Here is a 21,860-nt window from a genome sequence, read left to right as displayed (position 1 = left end):
TCAGCCCTGTCGCACCAGGCCGCAGTACAGGCCTTCGATGGCGAAATCGGCATCGGCGGCGACCATGATCGGCGCATGCGCGGGATTGCGCGGCAACAGGCGCACGCCGCCTTCGCGGTGTTCGAACCGCTTGATGGTGATGGCATCGTCCAGCCGCGCGACGACGGTCTGACCGTCGCGCGCATCGCGGCTGCGGTGCACACCGACGAGATCGCCTTCGAGGATGCCGTCGTCGATCATCGAATCACCCTCGACCCGGAGCAGGTAATCCGGGCGCAGCGAGAACAGGCTGCGGTCCAGCCACAGCACGCGGTCGCTGCCGGTGTCAGGACCGATCGGCACACCCGCGGCCACGCGTCCGAGCACCGGCAATGCGGCCATGCGTTCGCCCTGCCCCGGCAGCCGCAACCCGCGCTTCTGACCGGCCTGCAGTTCCACCAGCCCGGCCGAGACCAGCGCCTGCACATGCTTCTGCGCGGCATTGCGCGACGCGAAGCCAAAGGCCGCAGCAATCTCGGCCAGGCTCGGCGGCGCACCTGCGGCGATGCGTTCGCGCAGGAAGTCGAGGACGGCGGCACGCTGGGGGGACAGATCGCTCATGGTGTACATTTGTACACCTTCGAAACGCGATATGCCATCGGTTCCAGGATCGGCCTTCCACGCCTCACTGCCGCCCTCGCGATGGTGGCGGTGTCGCGCCTGAGCGGTTCATGCAGGCGCCCTTTGCCACGCGATACGCGACCACCAATGGATGCACCGGAAAACGTTTACAGGGTTGTCCCTAGTGGTCCGCCCATCCTCCCGCGCCTAGCATCGAATCCAGTCTGTCCGGACTCTGGAGCGCATCGTGGATCGGCAACGCAACGTGTTCCTGTTCCCCGCCCGCTGGCGGCGTTCGACCTGGCAAGCGACGGCAATCGTGCTGCTGGCCCTGCTGGTCGCGTCCAATGCGGCCTGGCTGCACGCCAGCCGTAGCGACGACGATGCGACGGGGCTCTCGCGTCAGTTCGGCCACCTGCCCTCGCCCGAGCGCGTGATCTACGAATATCCGAAGCCGGCGGTCGTCGCGCCCGCTGCGCAAAAGCTCGTGGCGTATCGGTCGACGCCGCTCCAGGCCGGCGAGCGCTGCGCCGGCGGTCAGGTCATCCGTCGCCTGCCGAACGGTTGGGAAGGCACCAACCGTCCTTGTAATCCCTGATCGCCCGTCGCCTCAGCCGCGTCCGCGGTGATTGCACACCGCCGACACGCGTTCGTTGAGCCGGCGCAGATCGTCATAACGGCGCTGGGTGCCGAGCTTGCGCAGGGCGTTCTCGCGACTGGCGCGTGCGGCCAGACATCGCGCGTGCTGATCGTCGCGTCGAGGCCTTGTCGCACGTACCGGTGTCTGCCGCGTCGATGTGGCCGCACGACGTTGTGTCGGCGGTGTCGCCGGGCGCTGCGTTGCCGTCGTTACAGGCGCGTCCTGCACCTCGGCCGTCCACGTCCGCAGTGCTTCGCCATCGGTGCAGGGTTGCGATTGATAGCTGTGGCCGCCGCGACCGTCGGCGCATTTGTGCACCGACTGCGCGGCGACCGGCCACGCGACGAACAGCAGCAAAACTGCACAGATCCGCATCGGCATTCCCTCCGTGGAAGAACCGCTTACGACCCTGCGCGCTTGCCCTGGCTTGCACCATCGTGCGAACTCCCGCGCGCCTTCGGTCGCGGCCCACAAGGATCGTCAGGAAATCCGCAGATGATCAGTCGCCGCCAACCTCTCGGGCCTTGCGGATCGCCTCGGCGCGCGCGGCGCGCAAGGCGTCGAGCTTGTCCTTGAGCTTGATCTCCATGCCGCGGGCGACCGGCTGATAGTAGATCCGCTCGCCCATCGCATCCGGGAACGCGGTCTGGTCGAGCGCAATGCCGCCTTCGGCGTCGTGGTCGTACTGGTAGCCGGTGCCGTAGCCGAGTTCTTTCATCAGCTTGGTCGGCGCATTGCGGAAATGCATCGGCACGTCCTGCGTGCCGTACTCGCGCACGTCGCGCTTGGCCTGGTTGAAGGCCATGTAGCCGGCGTTGGATTTCGCGGTGCTGGCCAGATAGATCACCAGCTGCGCGAGCGCGAGTTCGCCCTCGGGACTGCCGAGACGGTCGAAGGTGTCCCAGGCATCGATCGACATCTGCAAGGCGCGCGGATCGGCCAGACCGACGTCTTCCACCGCCATGCGCGTCATGCGCCGGGCGAGGTAGCCGGGGTCGCAGCCGCCATCGAGCATGCGCGTCAGCCAGTACAGCGCGGCATCGGGATTCGAGCTGCGCACGCATTTGTGCAGCGCCGAGATCTGGTCGTAGAACTGCTCGCCGCCCTTGTCGAAGCGACGCGTGCGGTCGGCCAGCACCTGCTCGATCGTGCTGCCGGTGACTTCGCCGCCCTCCCCCGCCAGTTCGGCCGCGATCTCCAGCAGCGTCAGTGCGCGTCGCACGTCGCCGTCGGCGGCGACTGCGATCAGCCGCAGCAGATCGTCGGCGATCCGCAGACCGCGATCGCCGAGTCCGCGCTCGACATCGGCCAGCGCACGATGCAGCGATTCGAGGATGTCGTCCGGCGACACCGACTCCATCACGTGCACGCGGCAACGCGACAGCAACGCGGAGTTGAGTTCGAACGACGGGTTTTCGGTGGTCGCGCCGACGAAGACGATCGTGCCGCGCTCGATGTGCGGCAGGAACGCGTCCTGCTGGCTCTTGTTGAAGCGGTGCACCTCGTCGACGAACAGCACCGTGCGGCGCCCGCCATCGAAGCGGTGCGCGGCTTCGGCCAGCACCTGACGCACCTCCGGCAGGCCGGAGAGCACTGCCGAGATCGCCTTGAACTCCGCGTCTGCGTAATGCGCGAGCAGCAGCGCCAGCGTGGTCTTGCCGCAGCCTGGCGGCCCCCACAGCACCATCGAATGGATCTTGCCGGCCTCGACCGCCGTGCGCAGCGCGGTGCCTTCGGTCAGTAACCGGCGTTGCCCGACCATTTCGTCGAGCGTCGCCGGGCGCATACGTTCGGCCAGCGGACGCATGGCGCTGCGATCGACCTGCAGCAGGTCGCCGCCATCGGCGCGGGTTGGGCGGGAACGGGACACGCGATTAACCTGTCGGCCTGGGCTGCAACGGAGTGCCGGGATGACGATATTGCGACAAACAGACGTGATCACAACCGCAAGACACCGACTGACCCGGCTTGTCAGCGGTCTTCTGCTGCTCGCCGCTTCGACCACGGCCGCAGCCGACTGGCGCAGCGATGCGGTAAACACGCTCGTTCGCGAAAGCGGCGCGCATCGACTCGTGGTTTTGGGCGAAATGCACGGCACGCGCGAGATTCCGCTGCTGGCAGGCGATCTGGTGGAGCACTGGAGCGAGGCGGCGCCCGTGCTGCTCGCACTGGAAATTCCCACGCGGGAGCATTCGGCGCTGCGCGAAGCGGTCGCCGGTGGCGGCACCGATGCGCTGATCGACGCCTTGCGGCAACGGCCATGGTGGGCGTTGTCGCCCGAACAGAGCGATGGTCGACGCAGCGAAGACGTGCTGTCGCTGGTCCAGCGCATCGGTGCGCTGCGCAATGCCGGACACGATGTCGCGATCCTGCCGTTCGATCCGCGCAGCCAGCGCTGCTTCGAACTCGATACCTGTGAAGCGGCGATGGCCCATGTCATCCGGCGCGCATATGACGCTTTGCCCCGCGGGCGGCTCGTGGTCGTTACCGGCAATGTGCACGCCATGCGGCAACGTCCGCCCAGTGTCCCTGCCCTGTTTCCGCAGGTGCCGATGACCGCATATCTGCGTGATCTTGCGCCGGTCTCGATCGACATCTCCGCGGCGCGTGGCGCGTTCTGGGCTTGTATGGACGACGGTCCCTGCCGGGCGACGGCAGCGGACACCCTGCCACGCGAAGCAGGTCGGCAGCCGGACGATGCACCATTCGATTACCGGCTCGTGCTGCCGGCATTCACGCCGATCCGTCAGGTCGGCGAACCGGATCGCTGACCGCTCGCCACGCGCTTCCTGCATCGCGATGCGCTATCCCGCAAACGCAAACGGCCGCCCGAAGGCGGCCGCTGATGCGAGGTCTCACGCATCCCGCAGCGCGGGACGCGAAAGACTTATTCCTCGCCCACCACATCCACACCCGCCGGTGGGGTGTAGCGGAAGGTGTCGGCGGCGAACGTGGGATTGCGCTTCCAGCCGCTGAAACCGATCGTCGTGCGCTGGCCCAGGGTGTCGTGGATCTCCATGCGCGACAGGCTGCCATCGCTGCCGAAGCCCAGACGCGCGCGTTCGAACGCCGCGTTCTCGGCGCGCTTGGGGCGCAGCTCGAGCCAGTTCAGACCACCTGCGCTGCCGGCCTCGGCGACACTGAAGTCGCGGTCGAGCTTCGACGGGTCGATCAGCGCGGCCAGAGGACTGTCCTGTTCCTCGCTGCCCTGCGAGCGGCGCGTGACCTGCTCCAGGTCGGGATCAAAGACCCACACCGTGCGGCCATCGGCGACGATCAGCTGCGGGTACGGCTTGACGTATTCCCAGCGGAACAGACGCGGCGCCGACAGCGCCAGCGTGCCGCTCGAACTTTCCTTGACCCGGCCGTTGCCGTCGGCGACCTGCTGGGTGAACTGGGCCTCGAGGCCCTTGAGGCCACGCGTGAACTGCTCAAGTTGCGGGCGCGCATCGGCGGCTTGCGCGAGGCCGGCCACCATCAGCACGGCAGCGGCGGCGAACCAGCGGGAATGACGGATCATCGAGCGCATGTACGGAACCTCTGGAGGCGGTGTGACGTTGGATCGGAGTGTGCAAATTCCTGGCTGAATGCGGCGATGACGACGCGGCCATACGCTAGCGTCGTGCATCGGCGATTCATCGCGGAGCCGCGACTGCGGTTGGATCAGCGCGGCGGAGGCGGCGGCGCGAGCACGCTGCGGTCGCCATTGTGCTCGGGCGGGGTCACCACGCCCGCCGCTTCCATCGCCTCGACCAAACGCGCGGCGCGGTTGTAGCCGATCTTCAACCGGCGCTGCACACCGGAGATCGATGCGCGACGGGTTTCGGTGACGATCTTGACCGCTTCGTCGTACAGCGGATCGCTCTCGTCGCCGCCGCCACTGCTGCTCGATTCCGGCAGGCCGGTCGCGCCGACGACGGTGCCGTCGCCCATCGTCTGCACCTCGTCGAGCACGCCGGTGATGTAATCGGCCCGGCCGCTCTGCTTGAGATGTTCGACGACGCGATGCACTTCCTCGTCGGACACGAACGCGCCGTGCACGCGCTCGGGCATCGCCGTACCCGGCGGCAGATACAGCATGTCGCCATTGCCCAGCAGCGTTTCCGCGCCGGACTGGTCGAGGATGGTGCGCGAATCGATCTTGGAACTGACTTGGAACGCGATGCGGGTCGGGATGTTGGCCTTGATCAGACCGGTGATGACATCCACCGACGGCCGCTGCGTGGCGAGGATCAGATGGATGCCGGCCGCACGCGCCTTCTGCGCCAGACGCGCGATCAGCTCTTCGACCTTCTTGCCGACGATCATCATCATGTCGGCGAATTCGTCGATGAAGATGACGATGTAGGGCAGCGGCTCGAGCAGTTCGGCGACGTCGCTCGATTCGGGATTCGGCCGGAACAGCGGGTCCGACATCGGTTGCCCGGCGTCCTCCGCATCCTTGACCTTCTTGTTGAAGCCGGCGAGGTTGCGCACGCCGACCGCGCTCATCAGCTTGTAGCGGCGTTCCATCTCCGCCACGCACCAGCGCAGGCCGTTCGCGGCCTCCTTCATGTCGGTGACCACCGGCGCCAGCAGATGCGGGATGCCCTCATAGACGCTGAGTTCCAGCATCTTCGGGTCGATCATCAGCATGCGCAGCTCTTTCGGGCTGGCCTTGAACAGCAGGCTCAACACCATCGAGTTGACGGCGACCGATTTGCCCGAACCGGTGGTACCCGCGACCAGCAGATGCGGCATGCGCGCGAGATCGGCGACCACGGACTGGCCGCTGATGCCCTTGCCCAGCGCCAGCGTGAGTGGACTCGGGGACTTGTCGTATTCCTTGGAGCGCAGCAGCTCGGAGAGATAAATCATCTCCCGGCGCACGTTGGGAATTTCCAGGCCAATCACCGACTTGCCCGGAATGACATCGACCACGCGCACGGCCTTGACCGACAGGCCGCGCGCGATGTCCTTGTCCAGCGAACTGATCTGGCTGACCTTGACGCCCGGCGCGGGTTCCATCTCGAATCGCGTGATCACCGGCCCTGGTTGGGCCTCCTTGACCACCACGTCGATGCGGAAGTCCTTGAGCTTGAACTCGATCTGCCGTGACAGGGTTTCCAGCGTGTCCTCGTCGTAGCCCTGGGGCTGCGGCTTGGGATCGTCGAGCAGCGACAGCGGCGGCAGGTCCGAACCATTGGCGTTGACGCCGTGGAACATCGGAATCTGCTGTTCGCGCTTGGCGCGCTCGCTCTTCTCGACCGCCGGCGGCACCACCGGCGCTTCGATCTTCACCGGCGCACGCTTGGCCCGCAGTTCGGTGTCGACCTTACGCGCCTCGGTGCGCTCCTCGCGGTGCACGCGAGCTTCCTTCCAGTCGGTGGCCTGCTTGCTGCTGCGGCGGAACAGCACCGGCAACTGCATGACCCAGCCACCGATGCGGTCCATCAACGCGAACCACGACAGGCCCGTCGCCAGCGTCACCGACACCAGGAACAGCGCGAGCAGCAGCAGATTGCCGCCGAACGCGCCGAAGCCCGCCTTGAGCGTATTGCCCACCAGCCGGCCCAGGATGCCGCCGCCACCGCCCGGATAGTTCACCAGTTCCGGGAACCGCAATGCGAGCAACCCTGCGCCGGTGATCAGGAAGCCGACGATGCCCGCGAGGCGCAGCGCCGGCCCGAAATCGGCCCGGCCGTCACCGTCGCGGTCCATGCCGAACAGCGCGATCCACGCTATCGCGCCGAGGATCAACGGCAGCGGGTAGGCCATGAAGCCGAACAGCTGCAGCAGCACGTCGGAAATCCACGCGCCGACCGGCCCACCGATGTTGTGGATGTCGGCCGGCAGCACGCCGGTCTGCGACGACCAGCTCGGATCGGTGTGCGAATGCGTGACCAGACACGCCAAGAGATACAGCAGCAGCGGCGCGATCAGGATCAGCGCGATGTCGCGGACCAGCCGCTGGCGGCGCGGATTGGGCGCAGCTTTGGCGGACGCCGCGGGTGCGGCATCCTTGGCTGCGCTACGCGTGCGCTTGGTGCGGTCTGAAAGCGGTCGTGCCACCGTGCGTCTTTACCTGAGAAAGTCGGTACAGGCCTTTGATCTTACGTCAAAGTTTCATGCCCTGCAGCGCAGGATGCACGAGCTTGCCGCCTTCGACGTTGATGCCGCGGACCAGCGCCTGGTTGTCGCGCCACTGACCGGACGCCAGCTTGTTGACCCACGGCAGGATCGCCGCGCAGATCGCCTGCGACGAGGTCTGCGGCACGGCGCCGGGCATGTTGGTCACGCAGAAGTGGGTCACGCCCTCTTCGACGTAGATCGGTTCTTTCCAGGTGGTGCCACGCGAGGTCTCGAAGCAGCCGCCCTGATCGATCGAGATATCGACGAGCACGCTGCCGTCCTCCATCGACTTGATCATCTCGCGCGTGACCACGTGCGGCGCCACGGCGCCGGTCACCAGCACCGCGCCGATCACCAGGTCGGCCGAAGCGACCTCGCGAGCGACCACGTCGTCGTAGGGATACAGCGCGGTGACGTTGTGGCCCAGGCGCATCATTTGGTCCATGCGGTCGGCGCGCTTCTCGAACACCACGACGTTGGAACCGCCGGCTGCGGCCAGCGCCGCCGAAGCACCACCGGCCACGCCGGCGCCGAACACCACGACCTTGCCGCGCTCGGTCGAGGGCAGGCCGCCGAGCAGCTTGCCCTTGCCGCCCAGCGGCTGGTGCAGGTAATGCGTGCCGACCTGCACTGCGATCTTGCCGGCGATCACCGACATCGGTGCCAGCAGCGGCAGCTCGCCGTTGTCGAGCTCGACGGTCTCGAACGCGACGCCGGTCAGGCCGATGTCGAGCAGACGCTTCGTCAGCTCCGGTAGCGGCGCCAGATGCAGATAGCAGAACAGCAGATGGTCCTTGCGCAGCAGCGCGAGGTCGCCCTCGATCGGCTCCTTGACCTTGACGATCAATTCGCCCTTCTCGTACAGCGCGGCCGCATCCGGCGCGATCTTCACGCCCAGCCGGGTGTAGGCCTCGTCGCTGAAGCCCGACTTCAGGCCCGCGCCCTGCTGCACCCACACTTCGTGACCACGGTTGACCAGATCGCCTGCCGCTTCCGGCACCAGGGCCACGCGGCCTTCGAGGGTCTTGGTCTCACTGGGAATACCGATACGCATGTCGCCGACTCCTGCACAAAAAAACGCCGCTTTCGGCGGCGTGTCGCGGATGGATTGTTCCGGTCGGCTGACGTTGCCGAACCTTGTTTTGCGGGGGGCGCACCGCCAAGCTATGGACCACGTCAGGCCGCAGTGCCGAAGCCCGCGAGTATACATGAGCGCTCCGAATACCAGCCCCCGCCACCTCCGTCTGCTGATCCTCGGATCCGGCCCCGCCGGCTGGACCGCGGCCGTCTACGCCGCCCGCGCCAACCTCAAGCCGGTGGTCATCACCGGCATGCAGATGGGCGGCCAGCTGATGACCACCACCGAGGTCGACAACTGGCCGGGTGACGCGCATGGGCTGATGGGCCCGGACCTGATGGCGCGCATGCAGGCGCATGCCGAGCGCTTCGACACCGAGACCATCTTCGACCACATCCACACCGCGGATCTGTCGCAGCGACCGTTCCGCCTCAAGGGCGACAGCGGCGAGTACACGGCCGACGCGATCATCATCGCCACCGGCGCGACCGCGAAGTACCTCGGCCTGCCCTCGGAAGAGGCGTTCAAGGGCCGCGGCGTGTCGGCCTGCGCGACCTGCGACGGTTTCTTCTACAAAGACCAGGACGTGGCCGTGGTCGGCGGCGGCAATACCGCGGTCGAGGAAGCGCTGTACCTGTCGAACATCGCCAAGACCGTCTATCTGGTCCATCGCCGCGACACGCTGCGCGCCGAGAAGATCATGCAGGACAAGCTCAACGCGAAGATCCAGGCCGGCAAGATCGTGCCGGTGTGGCATCACACCGTCGACGAGGTGCTCGGCAACGACGCCGGCGTGACCGGTCTGCGCCTGCGCTCGGTGCAGGACGACAGCACCCGCGAGATCGCGGTGCACGGCTTCTTCGTCGCGATCGGCCACACGCCGAACACCACGTTGTTCGAAGGCCAGTTGGCGATGAACAACGGCTACCTCGAGATCCGCTCGGGCATCGACGGCAATGCGACCTCGACCAATGTGCCGGGCGTATTCGCCGCCGGCGACGTGACCGACCAGCATTACCGCCAGGCGATCACCTCGGCCGGCTTCGGCTGCATGGCCGCGCTCGACGCCGAACGCTTCCTCGACCAGCAGGGCTGAGTCCGCCGCGTCGACGGTCGGCGCATGGACAAGATCCTGCTCAAGCAGTGCCTGTTCTACGCAAGTTGGCTCGCGCTGCCGTTCATCGCGTGGCTGCTCTGGCAGCTGCGTGAGCGGCGTCGACGCTGGCTGGCGCTTCTGCTGCTGGTTCCGAGCCTGACGTTTGCCTGGGCGCGCTTCATCGAGCCGCAGATGATCCGCGTGCAGGAAACGCGCATTGCGGGAACCCGCATTGAGGCGCGCATTGCGCTGATCAGCGACCTCCATCTCGGGGTATACAAGGACCGGACGTTTCTCGATCGGGTGGTAGACCGGCTGTCCGCCTTGCAGGTCGATGCTGTCGCGATCGCCGGCGACTTTACCTACGAGCCACAGGCGCATGCGCTTGAAATGTTGTTTGCGCCGCTCGCGCGGCTGGAGATGCCGGTCTACGCAGTTCTGGGCAACCACGATCAGCAGGCGCCGGGGCCCGATATCGACGTTGCCCTGCGCGCAGCCTTGCAGACGCACGGCGTGCGCGTGATCGAAGGCGACATCGTCGAGACCGATGGCTATCGCTGGGCCGGACTCGGTGATCGCTGGGCCCGCCGGGACGATCCCGGCTTTCTGGAGCAGGCGCCGTCGGATCTGCCGACGCTCGTGCTCACGCACAATCCGGACAGCGCATCTCGGTTGTCGAAGTCCGGGGCAACGCTGGTGCTGGCCGGCCACACCCACGGCGGTCAGATCCGGATCCCGGGGCTGTATCGCCGCGCCATTCCCAGCACACTCGGATTCGATCGGGGCGAAGGCTCGACCCCGGGTCGCGATGGCAGACCGGTGCGCGTGTTCACCACGGCGGGCATGGGCGAGGTGGGTCTGCCGCTGCGTCTGTTCGATCCGCCGGTCATCGATGTGCTGGAGCTGCAACCCTGATGTCTGTCGCGCTCGAAATCCGCATTCTCGACTCGCTCGCCTCGGTGCGCGCCGCCGACTGGGATGCCCTGCATGACGGCAATCCATTCGTCAGCCATGCCTTTCTCGCAGGCCTCGAGCAGCACGGCTGTCTGCGCGCCGAATGGGGCTGGACGCCGCAGCATCTGAGCCTGTGGGACGGCGAAACACTGGTCGCGGCGGCACCGGCCTACCGCAAGACCAACTCGCACGGCGAGTTCGTATTCGACCACGCCTGGGCCCACGCCTACGCGCGCTACGGCCGGGACTACTTCCCGAAGCTGCTGGTCGCCGCGCCCTATTCGCCGGTCACCGGCCCCCGGCTGCTGGCGCGGGACGCGGCTTCGCGCAATGCGCTGCGTGTCGTCATCGAACGCACGACCGCCGATGCGGGCTGGTCGTCAGCCCACGTCAATTTCCACACCGAAGCCGAAGCGGATGCATTCGACGCCGACTGGCTGCCGCGCATCGACGTGCAGTACCACTGGCGCAATCCCGGCGACTGGTCGACGTTCGATGATTACCTCGGCGCGATGGATCACAAGCACCGCAAGAACATTCGCCAGGAGCGCGCCAAGGTCGCGCGTGCCGGCGTGAGCTTCCGCGTGCTGCACGGCGACGAGGCCAGCGACGACGACCTCGCGACGATGTACCGCTTCTATCTGCAGACCTTCGCCGAGTACGGCAACTCGCCCGCGTTGACCCTCGATTTCCTGCGCCATCTCGCCGCGACGATGCCACGCCAGCTGGTGCTGGTGCTGGCCGACCTCGGCGGCGTGCCGGTCGCCGGCGCCCTGTGCCTGCGTAGCGGCGACACGCTCTACGGCCGCTACTGGGGCGCGATCGCCACCCTGCCCGGCCTGCATTTCGAGACCTGCTACTACCAGGGCATCGACTACTGCCTGCGCGAGGGTCTACGCCACTTCGAGCCCGGCGCGCAGGGCGAGCACAAGCTCGCGCGTGGTTTCCTGCCGACGCTGGTGCACAGCCGTCACTGGATCGCCGATCCCGAGTTCCGGCGTGCGTTGCACGAGTGGTGCGCGCAGGAGGCGCAGTCGATCCGCGGTTACGCCGCGACGCTCGCCGCCAGCAGCCCGTTCCGGAACGCAGCGCCGTGAGCCTGCACCTGCCGCGCCTCGGCGTGGCGCCGGATGCGCCGTTTCCGCCAGTCGACAGCGCGCTGCGCCGCCCCGACGGCCTGCTCGCATTCGGCGGCGATCTGTCGGTGACGCGCCTGCGCAATGCCTATCGTCATGGCGTGTTTCCGTGGTTTTCCGACGGCCAGCCGCTCCTGTGGTGGTCGCCGGATCCGCGCACGGTGTTCGAGACCGCAGACCTGCGCCCCAACCGGCGCTTCGCCCGCACCTTGCGCGGCAGTCGCTGGATCCTGCGCGCCGACACCGCGTTCGCCGACGTCGTGACCGCCTGCGCGCAGGCACCGCGGCCCGGTCAGGACGGCACCTGGATCACGGAGGCCATGCGCGATGCCTACATCGCGCTGCACGCTGCGGGATTCGCCCACAGCGTGGAAGTGTTCGACGACACGGATCTGGTCGGCGGCATCTACGGCGTCTCGATCGGCCGGATGTTCTTCGGCGAAAGCATGTTCAGCGCCCGCAGCGGCGCATCGAAGGCGGCACTGTCCGGTCTCGCGCGGCAGATGCGCCACTGGGACATGCCGCTGATCGATGCCCAGGTCGGCAATCCGCATCTGGCGTCGCTGGGTGCCGCCAGCTGGCCGCGTGAACGGTTTATCGAATCGGTCGATACGCTGGCCCAGGCGACGGCCCCGGTGGCCGGCCCGTGGACCTCCGCGTTCGGTGAGATCCCTGCCACCGCGCTCGACGCCCGGGACTGAATTCCACCGCGGGTGGTTTTGCATCGCATGCAGCCGCGTGCGACAATACCCCGCTTTGTTGGCGCGAGCTCGAAATCATTCGGGTCGCGCGCCGCATCCCTAACGACGGATATTCCAGACGAATGGCGAAAGACGACGTCATCGAGTTCGAAGGCGCGGTCTCCGAGACCCTCCCGAACACCATGTTCCGGGTGAAGCTCGAGAACGGCCACGAAATCATTGCGCACATCTCCGGACGGATGCGCAAGAACTACATCCGCATCCTGACCGGTGACCGGGTCAAGGTGGAAATGACGCCCTACGATCTGACCAAGGGCCGCATCACCTACCGCATGAAGTAATCCGCGCGCACGTTGCGACGATTGCAATTGGAAGGCAGCGCAGGCTGCCTTCTTGCGTTTGGGCGCGTCCATACCGGAGAGGCACAAACCGCGACGCCGGGTCGCTGCGCTGCCCGTGATTTCCGGCGCCCGTCGGGGTCTCTCACGATTCCGCCTCTGCCGTAGGCGAATCGATCGCGTAGGCTCGGTCCCCACGACCGACCGGATGCTTCCGATGCCCAGACTGCCCGCCATCACCGCGCTCGCCCTTGCGCTCGCGTTCGCCCTGCCCGCCCACGCGCAGCCGGCGCCTGCCGCCCCCGCGCCCACGGCGATGACCCAGGCGCCGCCGGTCGCCGAGACCGTGCGCCTCAATGCCTGGCTCGACCAGCAGTACGAGACCTCGCTGCGCTTCAGCCCGATCGGGCTGACCTTCCTCGGCCGCAAGGACCTCTACGACCAGCTCGACGATGTTTCCGACGCTGCGATGGAACGGCAGCTTGCCTGGCAGCGCGCGAGCGTCGCCGAAATGGAGCGCAGCTTCGATGCCGACGCGCTCGATCTCGAGGGCAAGCTGTCCTATGAGCTCTGGGCACAGCAGGCACGCGAGGCCGTCGAGCAGTTCGAGTACCGCCGCAACGGCTACGCCTTCACCCAGATGATGGGGCCGCAGGCGATGCTGCCGACGCTGCTGATCAACTTCCACAAGGTCGACAGCGAGGCCGATTATCTCGCCTATGTCGCCCGTCTGCGTGCGTTGCCAACGATGTTCGACACCCTGCTCGAACACACGCAGGCCAGCGCGGACGCCGGCATCCGCGCACCGAAATTCGCCTACACCGGCGTCATCACCCAATCGCGCAACGTGATCACCGGTGCACCGTTCGCCGAGGGCGACGACACCGCGCTGTGGGCCGACCTGGTCAAGAAGGCCGACGCTTTGCGCGAGGCAGGCACGATCGATGCGGCGAAGGCCGACACGCTCAAAGCGCAGGCACGCGCGGCGCTGCTCGAATCCGTCGGCCCGGCCTACCAGCGGGTGATCGCTTGGCACGAAGGCGACCTGGCCAATGCGCTGGAGAATCCTGCAGGCGTCGGCACCACGCAGTCCAACGGCAAGGCGTATTACGCCTCGCAGCTGCGCCGCAATACCAGCACCGAGCTGACGCCTGAGCAGGTGCACGACATCGGCCTGCAGGATGTCGCACGCATCCACAGGGATCTGGAAGCGATCAAGGACGAGGTCGAATTCGACGGCGATCTCCAGGCCTTTTTCCGCTTCATCGCCACCGATCCGCAGTTCAAGTTCCCGAACACGGATGCCGGCCGCCAGGCCTACCTCGACGAATCCACGCGCCTGCTCGACAACATCAAGCAGCAGCTGCCGCAGTTCTACGGGCTGCTGCCGAAAGCCGATCTGGTCGTGCGCCGCGTCGAATCGTTCCGCGAAGAGCCGGGCGCCGCGCAGCACTATTTTCCGAGCAGCCCCGACGGCACCCGGCCCGGCATCTACTACGCGCACCTGTCCGACATGAACGCGATGCCGAAGCCGGAACTGGAAGTCATCGCGTATCACGAAGGCCTGCCCGGCCATCACATGCAGATCGCGATTGCCCAGGAACTCACCGGCCTGCCGCAATTCCGGACCCAGTACCGGACCACGGCGTATTCGGAAGGCTGGGGCCTGTATTCCGAGTGGCAGGCCAAGGAGATCCTGGGCACCTATGCCGATCCCTATTCGCGCTATGGCCAGCTGAGTTCCGAGCTGTGGCGGGCGATTCGGCTGGTCGTCGACACCGGCATGCATGCCAAGGGCTGGACCGAGCAGCAGGCTGTGGACTACTTCAACGACAACAGCGGGTTTCCGGAAGCGACGATCCGCTCCGAAGTGCAGCGCTACCTGTCATGGCCGGGCCAGGCTACGGCCTACAAGATCGGCATGATCCGCATCCAGGAACTGCGCAGCAAAGCCGAAGCACGTCTCGGTGACCGCTTCGATGTCCGCGGCTTCCACGATGCGGTGCTCGGCGGCGGTGCGCTGCCGCTGGATCTGCTCGAACGCCGTGTCGATGCGTGGGTGGAGGCGTCGACGCGCTGATCGCGTTCCAGGCCGGAGAACGAAGAAGGCGCCCTGGGGCACCTTCTTCTTGCTGTAGGAGCGCGCTCCTACACGGTGCTCAGTCGACCGTGGCAGTGAGCAGCCGCTCCGGCTCCGCCCAGGTTTCGACGGTGAGTTCACCGTCCTGCACGTCGATCGACACCCGTCCGCCATTGGCCAGCTTGCCGAACAGCAGTTCGTCCGCCAGGCGACGCTTGACCTTGTCCTGGATGACGCGCGACATCGGACGCGCGCCCATCTGCGGATCGAACCCGTGCTGGGCCAGCCAGTCGCGCGCAGCCGGCGTCGCCGACAACGACACGTTCTTCTCGTGCAGCAGGGCCTCCAGTTCGATCATGAACTTGTCGACCACGCGCAGGATGTGCTCGAAGCCCAGCGACTGGAACTGCACCACCGCATCCAGGCGATTGCGGAATTCAGGCGTGAAGCTCTTGCGGATCACTTCCATCGCGTCACTGCTGTGGTCCTGGCGCATGAAGCCGATCGAACGGCGCGCGGCCTGGGTGGCACCGGCATTCGTCGTCATCACCAGGATCACGTTGCGGAAGTTCGCTTCGCGACCGTTGGTGTCGGTCAGCACGCCACGGTCCATCACCTGCAACAGGATGTTGAAGATGTCCGGGTGCGCCTTTTCCACTTCGTCGAGCAGCAGCACGCAGTGCGGCGTCTTGACGATCTTCTCGGTCAGCAGACCGCCCTGATCAAAACCGACATAGCCCGGCGGCGCGCCGATCAGGCGGCTCACCGAATGCGACTCCATGTACTCGGACATGTCGAAGCGCACGAGTTCGATGCCGAGCTGCAGCGCCAGCTGGCGCGTGACCTCGGTCTTGCCGACACCGGTCGGACCAGCGAACAGGAAATTGCCGATCGGCTTGTCGGGACTGCCGAGCCCCGAACGCGCGAGCTTGATCGCCGAGGTCAGCATCTCGATCGCCGGGTCCTGGCCGAAGATGACCATTTTGAGATTGCGTTCCAGATGCTCGAGCACGTCCTTGTCGGTCGCGCTGACCTGCTTGGCCGGAATGCGCGCCATCTTGGCGACGATGGTTTCGACTTCCTCGACATCGATCAGTGCCTTGCGCACGCCCTCTGGCAGCAGGCGCTGGCGCGCGCCGGCCTCGTCGATGACGTCGATGGCCTTGTCGGGCAGCAGGCGGTCGGCGATGTGCTTCACCGACAGGTCCACCGCAGCCTGCAGCGCGTCGTCGGCGTAGGTGACATCGTGGTGCGCTTCGTAGCGGGGCTTGAGACCCTGCAGGATCTGGTAGGTCTCGCTGACCGTCGGCTCGACGATGTCGATCTTCTGGAAACGACGCGCCAACGCGCGGTCCTTTTCGAAGATGCCACGGTATTCCTGGAACGTGGTCGAACCGATGCAGCGCAGTTCGCCCGACGACAGCGCCGGCTTGATCAGGTTCGAGGCATCCATCGTGCCACCCGATGCCGAACCGGCGCCGATGATGGTGTGGATCTCGTCGATGAACAGAATCGCGCCAGGATGCTTCTTGATCGCTGCCAGCACCGCTTTGAGGCGCTTTTCAAAATCGCCGCGATACTTGGTGCCGGCAACCAGCGCGCCCAGATCGAGCGAAAAGATCGTCGCATCGGCCAGCACCTCGGGCACTTCGCCGTCGACGATGCGCTTGGCCAGACCCTCCGCAATGGCGGTCTTGCCCACGCCGGCTTCGCCGACGTAGAGCGGATTGTTCTTGCGGCGGCGGCACAGGACCTGGATCGTGCGCTCGACTTCCTCGGCGCGTCCGACCAACGGGTCGATCCGGCCTTCCTGCGCGGCCACATTGAGATCGCTGGCGAACTCGGCCAGCGCGTCGCCCTTGCCCTCGCCTTCCGCGCTTTCGGTGCGGCCCAGGGCGGGATCCTCCTGCACGCCTTCGCCTTCTTCACCACCACTCTTGGCGATGCCGTGGGAGAGGTAGTTGACGACGTCCAGCCGACTCACATCCTGCTGGTTGAGGTAATAGACCGCATGCGAATCCTTCTCGCCGAAGATCGCGACCAGCACGTTGGCGCCGGTGACTTCCTTCTTGCCTGAGGACTGCACGTGGTAGACCGCGCGTTGCAGCACACGCTGGAACCCGAGCGTGGGCTGGGTATCGCGGGTGTCGTCTTCCGCCAGTTTGGTGACCGAGGTCAGGATGGCCTGTTCGAGATCTCCGCGCAGACGCTCGAATTCCGCGCCGGTGGCCTTGAGCACGGCTTCGGCAGACGGGTTTTCGAGCAGCGACAACAGCAGGTGTTCGACCGTCATGTACTCGTCGCGGGCCTCGCGGGCGCGCTTGTAGCACTGGCCGATCGTGAACTCGAGATCTTTGCTGAACATGGGGCGGACGCCTCCGGCTTCACTGACACCCTAGATGGGGCCCGATTCCGGCAAACAAACCCTGCCCCCGTTGGCCCCTACTTAGGCCTTTTCCATCGTGCAGAGCAAGGGGTGCAGATTGAGCCGTGCGTATTCGTTCACCTGTGCGACCTTCGACTCCGCGACTTCCCGGCTGTAGACCCCGCATACGCCCCTGCCCCGGGTATGCACATGCAGCATGACCTGGGTGGCGCGTTCGAGGTCCAGCGCGAAGAACCGCACCAGGATCTCGACCACGAAGTCCATCGGTGTGTAGTCGTCGTTGAGCAACAGCACCGAATACAGCGGCGGCGGCGCGACTTCAGGGCGACCGGGGGCCACTGCGGTGCCGTGGTCGCGGTCCTGGTGGTATTCGTGTTCGTGTCTGCGACTCATGCGCCGATTATACCGCCGCGCTGCAGATGGACGCCCCGGATCCCGGTCGTCAGAATGACCGGCATTCCTCCGAACCGGTGCCTCGATGCATCACTGCCGCCGCTTTTCCCGGGCATCACGCCTGTGGCCACTTGTCTGTCTGCTCACCCTGTCGCCGTTCGCGATGGCCAAGGACGTGAAGGCCGATCGGCAGGCCCCCGTTGCCGGTCTTGCCTCTCCCGAGGAAGACACGCTCGCGCAGCGGCTCGACGCCCAGGGCGTGCGCTACGAGCGCGATGAAGACGGCGATTACCGCGTCGTCTTCGCCTGGCAACAGGAAAACCGCAGCCAGTTGGCGTTCGTCGCCGCCGGCGCACATGTGCTGGGCGACAGCGCGGTGCGCGAAGTGTTCTCGCCGGCCGCGCCGGTGCCTGCAGGCGGTTTCAGCGCCGAGCAGGCCGACATGCTGCTGCGTGACAGCCAGCGCAATGTCCTGGGTGGATGGGAGATCGCCGGCGACACACTGTTCTACGTGATCAAGCTGCACGACGATGCCGATGGCGCCCGGTTCGAGCAGGCGCTCGAAATCGCCGCGGAACTCGCCGACGACATGGAACTGCAACTCACCGGTGAGGATGCGATGTGATGGCCGTGTCCGCCGATCCACGCTTCTGGCAGCCTGATGTCACGGTTGCGACCGTCGTCATGGACGGCGGCCGTGTGCTCTGTATCGAAGAGCACATCGACGGCCGCCTGGTGATCAACCAGCCGGCCGGCCATCTGGAGCCCGACGAGTCGCTGCTGCAAGCAGCGGTGCGCGAAACGCTCGAGGAGTCGGGCTGGACGGTCGAACTGACGGGTTTCATCGGCAGTTATCTGTGGAAGTCGGTGCCGCGTGCGGGTGAGGCCGATGGCCGGCATTTCCTGCGCTTCGCCTTCGCCGCGCGCCCGCTGGCGCACGACCCGGCGCGCCCCCTCGACGACGGCATCGAGAAGGCCACGTGGTTCACGCCCGCGGAACTGCAGGCCGAGACGGGGCGGCATCGCAGCCCGCTGGTTTGGCAGGTCGTCGCCGATTACCTAGCAGGCCAGCGCTTTCCACTGTCGGCCGTGCGTCAGATCCCGTGAGCACGCCTGAGGTCATCGTCGGCATGTCCGGTGGCGTGGATTCCTCGGTTGCCGCGCTGCTGCTCCGCGACGCGGGCACGCCGCTGGCCGGGCTGTTCATGCAGAACTGGGCCGAGGACGGCAGCGGCGACTGCCGGGCGGAGGATGATCGCCGCGATGCGGTCGCCGTCTCGGGCAGGTTGGGGCTGCCGATCCATTTTCGTGATTTCTCCGGCGAGTACTGGGCCGGCGTGTTCGAACACTTCATTGCCGAATACGCCGCGGGACGCACGCCCAATCCCGACGTGCTGTGCAACCGCGAGATCAAGTTCAAGCACTTCCTTGATGCAGCGCAGGACCTGGGCGCGGCAAAGATCGCGACCGGGCATTACGCGCGCGTGGACGCCGAGGGCGGCCGCTGGCGCCTGCTGCGCGCACTCGATCGCACCAAGGATCAGAGCTACTTCCTGCATCAACTCGGCCAGAGGCAACTCGCCGCGACGCTGTTTCCGCTCGGCGAACTGCCCAAGACCGATGTCCGCGCCCTCGCCCGCGCCGCCGGCCTGCCGACCGCGGAGAAGAAGGATTCGACCGGCATCTGCTTCATCGGCGAACGCGACTTCCGCACGTTCCTGGGTCAGTACCTGCCCGCGCGCGCGGGCGAGATGCGCACGCCCGACGGGCATCTCGTCGGCACGCATCCGGGCGTCTTCTATTTCACCCTCGGTCAGCGCGAAGGCCTGCAGATTGGCGGCGTGCGCGGTTTCGACGCCGCCCCCTGGTATGTGGTGGGCAAGGATGTGGGCGACAATGTGCTCTTCGTCGCCCAGGGCGCCGACACGCCGTACCTGCTGTCGTCGCATCTGACGAGCGAACCTGCACACTGGATCGCTGGCGACCCGCCGGCGCAGCGCTTCCGCTGCACCGCCCAGACCCGTTACCGGCAACACGAGGAATCCTGCGAAGTGACCATCGACGCGAACACCGGCCAGCTCGACGTGCGGTTCGACCGCCCCCAGCGTGCGGTCACGCCCGGCCAGTCCGTGGTGCTCTACGACGGCGATATCTGTCTCGGCGGCGCGGTCATCGCGCGCACCGACGCGCCGCTGGAACTGCGCGCACGCGGAGTAGCGGCATGATGGAGGAACGCGTGCTCGCTCTGGCCGGCATGGCGCAGGCGCTCAAGCAGGTCCGCCGTGTCGCAGAAACCGGCCAGGCCGACGCCGCGGTACTGGCGACCGCGCTCGACAGCGTGTTCCGTATTGATGCCACCTCGCCTGCCGATGTCTACGGCGGCCGCGACGCGGTCGTGCCCGGCCTGATGCTGCTGCGCGACTATTTCGGCAACCAGGGCAGCGACCCGCTGCTGCCCAAGCTGGGCCTGTCGGTCGTGCAGCTCGAGCGCCGCTTCATCCAGGACAGCGCGGTCAGCGGCGAGGTCCACCACGGCATTCTCGAGATCAAGCCCAAGGCCGACGAGCTGGGGCACACGCATCCTGAAGTGCTCGCCGCCCTCGGCGCGTTGTATGCCGACACCGTCAGCCACCTGCGGCCGAAGGTGATGGTCCAGGGCAACCCGCATTACCTCGGTCAGGCGAATGTCGTCGCCGAGATCCGCGCGGTGCTGCTGGCGTCACTGCGCTCGGCGGTGTTGTGGCGGCAGATGGGCGGCAGCCTGTGGGATTTCCTGCTGCGCCGACAGCAGATGCTCAAGGCGATCTGACGCGTCTTCGGTTATGCGGTCGGAGTCGATTCCGGCCGGATACGGTGCGTCCGCGATCGACGCGTGGCCCCTGCCATCCCGGAAGACCGGGGACAGTGCAAGAGAGAAGTGCACCCAGGTACGTTCAGGAATCCGTGCGCTTTCTTCGTGCGCGCAGCCAGGAGCCCGGTTCCAGAATCCAGCACGGCACATGCGCGCAATTGCGCCTGTGCCGTCATCAAATGAACGCGGGCGGCGGGCTAAAGCCGGGGGCCGGGGTGCCGATACCGGAAACGTGAGTAATCCCCTGAGAGCGCCCATGTACGCACGCCTTTTGATCCGCCTCGCCGCGCCGCTAGCGCTGACCCTGCTGCTGCCGATGGCGTTTGTCCTCGACTGGCCCGCTCCGGCGCGCTGGGCGATCCTGATCACCCTGACCGCAAGCTGGTTGGTCACCGCCTTCCTACTGGTCCGGCGCGATGGTCGGCCCGGTCCCGAGCACGCCCGTGCGATGAAGGAACAAGACGAACTGCTGAGCGACCTGCGCCAGTTTGTCGGCACCGAGATCGAAGGCTCGCGCGTCGAGGTCGAGCGGGCCCGTGAGCTGATCCGCCAGGCGGTCAGTGGTCTGGGTAGCAGCTTCGACGCAATGAACCGCAAGTCCCGTCAGCAGGCCCAGGCGATGAGCCGCCTGCTCGACCGCACCGGCGACCAGGACGGCATGGGCGGCGCGGACGTCGCCCGCTTCGCCCAGCACGCCAGCCAGCGGATGGAGCAGCTGGTGGAAGCGCTGGAACAGGTCAGCGGCCAGAGTGGCGTCACCGTCACCCATATCGACGAAATGGCCGGACACCTGGACGGCATCTTCGCCCTGCTCGAAGACGTCAAGTCGATTGCCGACCAGACCAATCTGCTGGCCCTCAACGCCGCGATCGAAGCCGCCCGTGCGGGTGAAGCCGGACGCGGGTTCGCGGTGGTGGCCGACGAGGTGCGCAACCTCTCGGAGCGCTCGACCGCGTTCAACGAGCAGATCCGCAAGCTGGCGCATTCCTCGAAGGAATCCATCGCCAAGGTGCGTGACACCGTCTCGGGCATGGCGTCCCGCGACCTGGATCGGTCGCGTGAGGCACGCTCCGAAGCGGCCGGCATGCTGGAACAGGTGGCCTCGATCAACCGCACGATGGGTGACGGTATGCGCGAGATCTCCGAGTGCGGCAAGGCGATCGATGCCAGCGTCACCGATGCGGTGCGCGCCCTGCAGTTCGAGGACATCGCGACCCAGGCACTGGGCGGCGTGCACACGCATCTTGAGCGCTTGAACGCGATCAATCGCGAGGCGATCGACCTCCAGGACCTGCTGCGCCGCAACGGTGGCGTGTTCAACGAGGAACTGATGCAGGCGCTGCAGCGGATCGGCCAACGTCTACGCGAACTGCGCAACACCTGGGAGCGTCCGCCCCACAAGCCCGTGACCCAGGATTCGATGGGCGCAGGCACCGTCGAACTCTTCTGACCGGCCGCCAACTTGGACCGAGGCTCCAATCGCGACACCCCGCACG

At 66.5% G+C, this 21,860-nt stretch carries 21 protein-coding genes; 13 read left to right on the top strand and 8 right to left on the bottom strand.

Features of this window, described 5'->3' with window-relative positions:
- Complete coding sequence (gene lexA, locus J2W68_RS06595; RefSeq protein WP_310149599.1) at positions 1 to 600, bottom strand: transcriptional repressor LexA; 600 nt, start codon at positions 598 to 600, stop codon at positions 1 to 3.
- Positions 601 to 847: 247 nt separating this feature from the next.
- Here lexA and J2W68_RS06590 point away from each other — a divergent pair, with 247 nt between their 5' ends.
- A complete protein-coding gene (locus J2W68_RS06590) occupies positions 848 to 1,198 on the top strand; it encodes a hypothetical protein (protein WP_310149595.1) in 351 nt (116 codons plus the stop codon).
- Positions 1,199 to 1,210: 12 nt separating this feature from the next.
- On the opposite strand, the gene J2W68_RS06585 is transcribed toward J2W68_RS06590, so the two are convergent.
- Both J2W68_RS06585 and J2W68_RS06580 read right to left on the bottom strand, forming a co-directional pair.
- A complete protein-coding gene (locus tag J2W68_RS06585; protein WP_310233808.1) occupies positions 1,211 to 1,615 on the bottom strand; it encodes a hypothetical protein in 405 nt (134 codons plus the stop codon).
- 124 nt (positions 1,616 to 1,739) lie between these two features.
- Positions 1,740 to 3,047 (bottom strand): replication-associated recombination protein A, encoded by a 1,308-nt coding sequence (locus J2W68_RS06580; RefSeq protein WP_430539680.1) that lies wholly within the window; start codon positions 3,045 to 3,047, stop codon positions 1,740 to 1,742.
- 103 nt (positions 3,048 to 3,150) lie between these two features.
- Between J2W68_RS06580 and J2W68_RS06575 the strand changes: the two genes are divergently transcribed.
- Positions 3,151 to 4,011, top strand: a complete 861-nt coding sequence (locus tag J2W68_RS06575; RefSeq protein ID WP_310233804.1) for a calcium-binding protein — start codon at positions 3,151 to 3,153, stop codon at positions 4,009 to 4,011.
- Positions 4,012 to 4,127: 116 nt separating this feature from the next.
- Here J2W68_RS06575 and lolA read toward each other — a convergent pair whose 3' ends face one another.
- The 3 genes from lolA to J2W68_RS06560 all read right to left on the bottom strand — a co-directional run bounded on the left by lolA (position 4,128) and on the right by J2W68_RS06560 (position 8,405).
- Positions 4,128 to 4,769: an outer membrane lipoprotein chaperone LolA gene (gene lolA, locus J2W68_RS06570; protein ID WP_430539677.1), complete on the bottom strand. Its 642-nt coding sequence runs from the start codon at positions 4,767 to 4,769 to the stop codon at positions 4,128 to 4,130.
- Between the two features lie 134 nt (positions 4,770 to 4,903).
- On the bottom strand, positions 4,904 to 7,291 hold the full coding sequence (locus tag J2W68_RS06565) for a DNA translocase FtsK (RefSeq protein WP_310233802.1): 2,388 nt from the start codon (positions 7,289 to 7,291) through the stop codon (positions 4,904 to 4,906).
- Between the two features lie 46 nt (positions 7,292 to 7,337).
- Positions 7,338 to 8,405, bottom strand: a complete 1,068-nt coding sequence (locus tag J2W68_RS06560) for an alanine dehydrogenase (RefSeq protein WP_310233799.1) — start codon at positions 8,403 to 8,405, stop codon at positions 7,338 to 7,340.
- Between the two features lie 154 nt (positions 8,406 to 8,559).
- Here J2W68_RS06560 and trxB point away from each other — a divergent pair, with 154 nt between their 5' ends.
- From trxB to J2W68_RS06530, 6 genes are all read left to right on the top strand, one after another.
- Positions 8,560 to 9,525: a thioredoxin-disulfide reductase gene (trxB, locus tag J2W68_RS06555; protein ID WP_310233798.1), complete on the top strand. Its 966-nt coding sequence runs from the start codon at positions 8,560 to 8,562 to the stop codon at positions 9,523 to 9,525.
- A 24-nt stretch (positions 9,526 to 9,549) separates the two neighbouring features.
- Positions 9,550 to 10,440 carry a metallophosphoesterase gene (locus tag J2W68_RS06550; protein ID WP_310233796.1) on the top strand — a complete coding sequence of 297 codons (891 nt, stop codon included), beginning with the start codon at positions 9,550 to 9,552 and terminating at the stop codon, positions 10,438 to 10,440.
- Positions 10,440 to 11,576 carry a GNAT family N-acetyltransferase gene (locus tag J2W68_RS06545; protein ID WP_310233794.1) on the top strand — a complete coding sequence of 379 codons (1,137 nt, stop codon included), beginning with the start codon at positions 10,440 to 10,442 and terminating at the stop codon, positions 11,574 to 11,576. Before J2W68_RS06550 ends, J2W68_RS06545 begins: the two co-directional genes overlap by 1 nt.
- Complete coding sequence (gene aat, locus J2W68_RS06540) at positions 11,573 to 12,316, top strand: leucyl/phenylalanyl-tRNA--protein transferase (protein ID WP_310233793.1); 744 nt, start codon at positions 11,573 to 11,575, stop codon at positions 12,314 to 12,316. Before J2W68_RS06545 ends, aat begins: the two co-directional genes overlap by 4 nt.
- 122 nt (positions 12,317 to 12,438) lie before the next feature.
- Positions 12,439 to 12,657 carry a translation initiation factor IF-1 gene (gene infA / locus J2W68_RS06535; protein WP_055248081.1) on the top strand — a complete coding sequence of 73 codons (219 nt, stop codon included), beginning with the start codon at positions 12,439 to 12,441 and terminating at the stop codon, positions 12,655 to 12,657.
- A 214-nt stretch (positions 12,658 to 12,871) separates the two neighbouring features.
- On the top strand, positions 12,872 to 14,734 hold the full coding sequence (locus J2W68_RS06530) for a DUF885 domain-containing protein (protein ID WP_310233792.1): 1,863 nt from the start codon (positions 12,872 to 12,874) through the stop codon (positions 14,732 to 14,734).
- Positions 14,735 to 14,813: 79 nt separating this feature from the next.
- Here J2W68_RS06530 and clpA read toward each other — a convergent pair whose 3' ends face one another.
- Together clpA and clpS are read right to left on the bottom strand one after the other, a co-directional pair.
- On the bottom strand, positions 14,814 to 17,099 hold the full coding sequence (clpA, locus tag J2W68_RS06525; protein WP_310233790.1) for an ATP-dependent Clp protease ATP-binding subunit ClpA: 2,286 nt from the start codon (positions 17,097 to 17,099) through the stop codon (positions 14,814 to 14,816).
- An 81-nt stretch (positions 17,100 to 17,180) separates the two neighbouring features.
- The gene (clpS, locus tag J2W68_RS06520) at positions 17,181 to 17,513 is read right to left on the bottom strand and encodes an ATP-dependent Clp protease adapter ClpS (protein WP_310233788.1); all 333 of its coding nucleotides are present in this window, start codon (positions 17,511 to 17,513) and stop codon (positions 17,181 to 17,183) included.
- An 85-nt stretch (positions 17,514 to 17,598) separates the two neighbouring features.
- On the opposite strand from clpS, the gene J2W68_RS06515 reads away from it, so the two are divergent.
- The 5 genes from J2W68_RS06515 (at position 17,599) to J2W68_RS06495 (ending at position 21,814) form a co-directional block, all read left to right on the top strand.
- The gene (locus J2W68_RS06515; protein ID WP_310233786.1) at positions 17,599 to 18,138 is read left to right on the top strand and encodes a hypothetical protein; all 540 of its coding nucleotides are present in this window, start codon (positions 17,599 to 17,601) and stop codon (positions 18,136 to 18,138) included.
- Positions 18,138 to 18,620, top strand: coding sequence for an NUDIX hydrolase (locus J2W68_RS06510; protein WP_310233784.1), 483 nt, complete (start codon positions 18,138 to 18,140; stop codon positions 18,618 to 18,620). The genes J2W68_RS06515 and J2W68_RS06510 overlap by 1 nt, the downstream gene beginning before the upstream one ends.
- Positions 18,617 to 19,738: a tRNA 2-thiouridine(34) synthase MnmA gene (gene mnmA, locus J2W68_RS06505; protein WP_310233782.1), complete on the top strand. Its 1,122-nt coding sequence runs from the start codon at positions 18,617 to 18,619 to the stop codon at positions 19,736 to 19,738. Before J2W68_RS06510 ends, mnmA begins: the two co-directional genes overlap by 4 nt.
- A complete protein-coding gene (hflD, locus tag J2W68_RS06500; RefSeq protein WP_310233910.1) occupies positions 19,738 to 20,322 on the top strand; it encodes a high frequency lysogenization protein HflD in 585 nt (194 codons plus the stop codon). Before mnmA ends, hflD begins: the two co-directional genes overlap by 1 nt.
- A gap of 298 nt (positions 20,323 to 20,620) precedes the next feature.
- Positions 20,621 to 21,814, top strand: a complete 1,194-nt coding sequence (locus tag J2W68_RS06495) for a methyl-accepting chemotaxis protein (RefSeq protein WP_310233781.1) — start codon at positions 20,621 to 20,623, stop codon at positions 21,812 to 21,814.
- The last annotated feature ends 46 nt before the right edge of the window (positions 21,815 to 21,860 follow it).

The sequence above is a fragment of the Luteimonas terrae genome (assembly GCF_031457535.1).
In the GTDB taxonomy this organism is placed as follows: Bacteria; Pseudomonadota; Gammaproteobacteria; order Xanthomonadales; family Xanthomonadaceae; genus Luteimonas; species Luteimonas terrae_A.
Note: the sequence above shows the minus strand (reverse complement) of the source record. Positions and strands in the feature narration are given on the sequence as shown.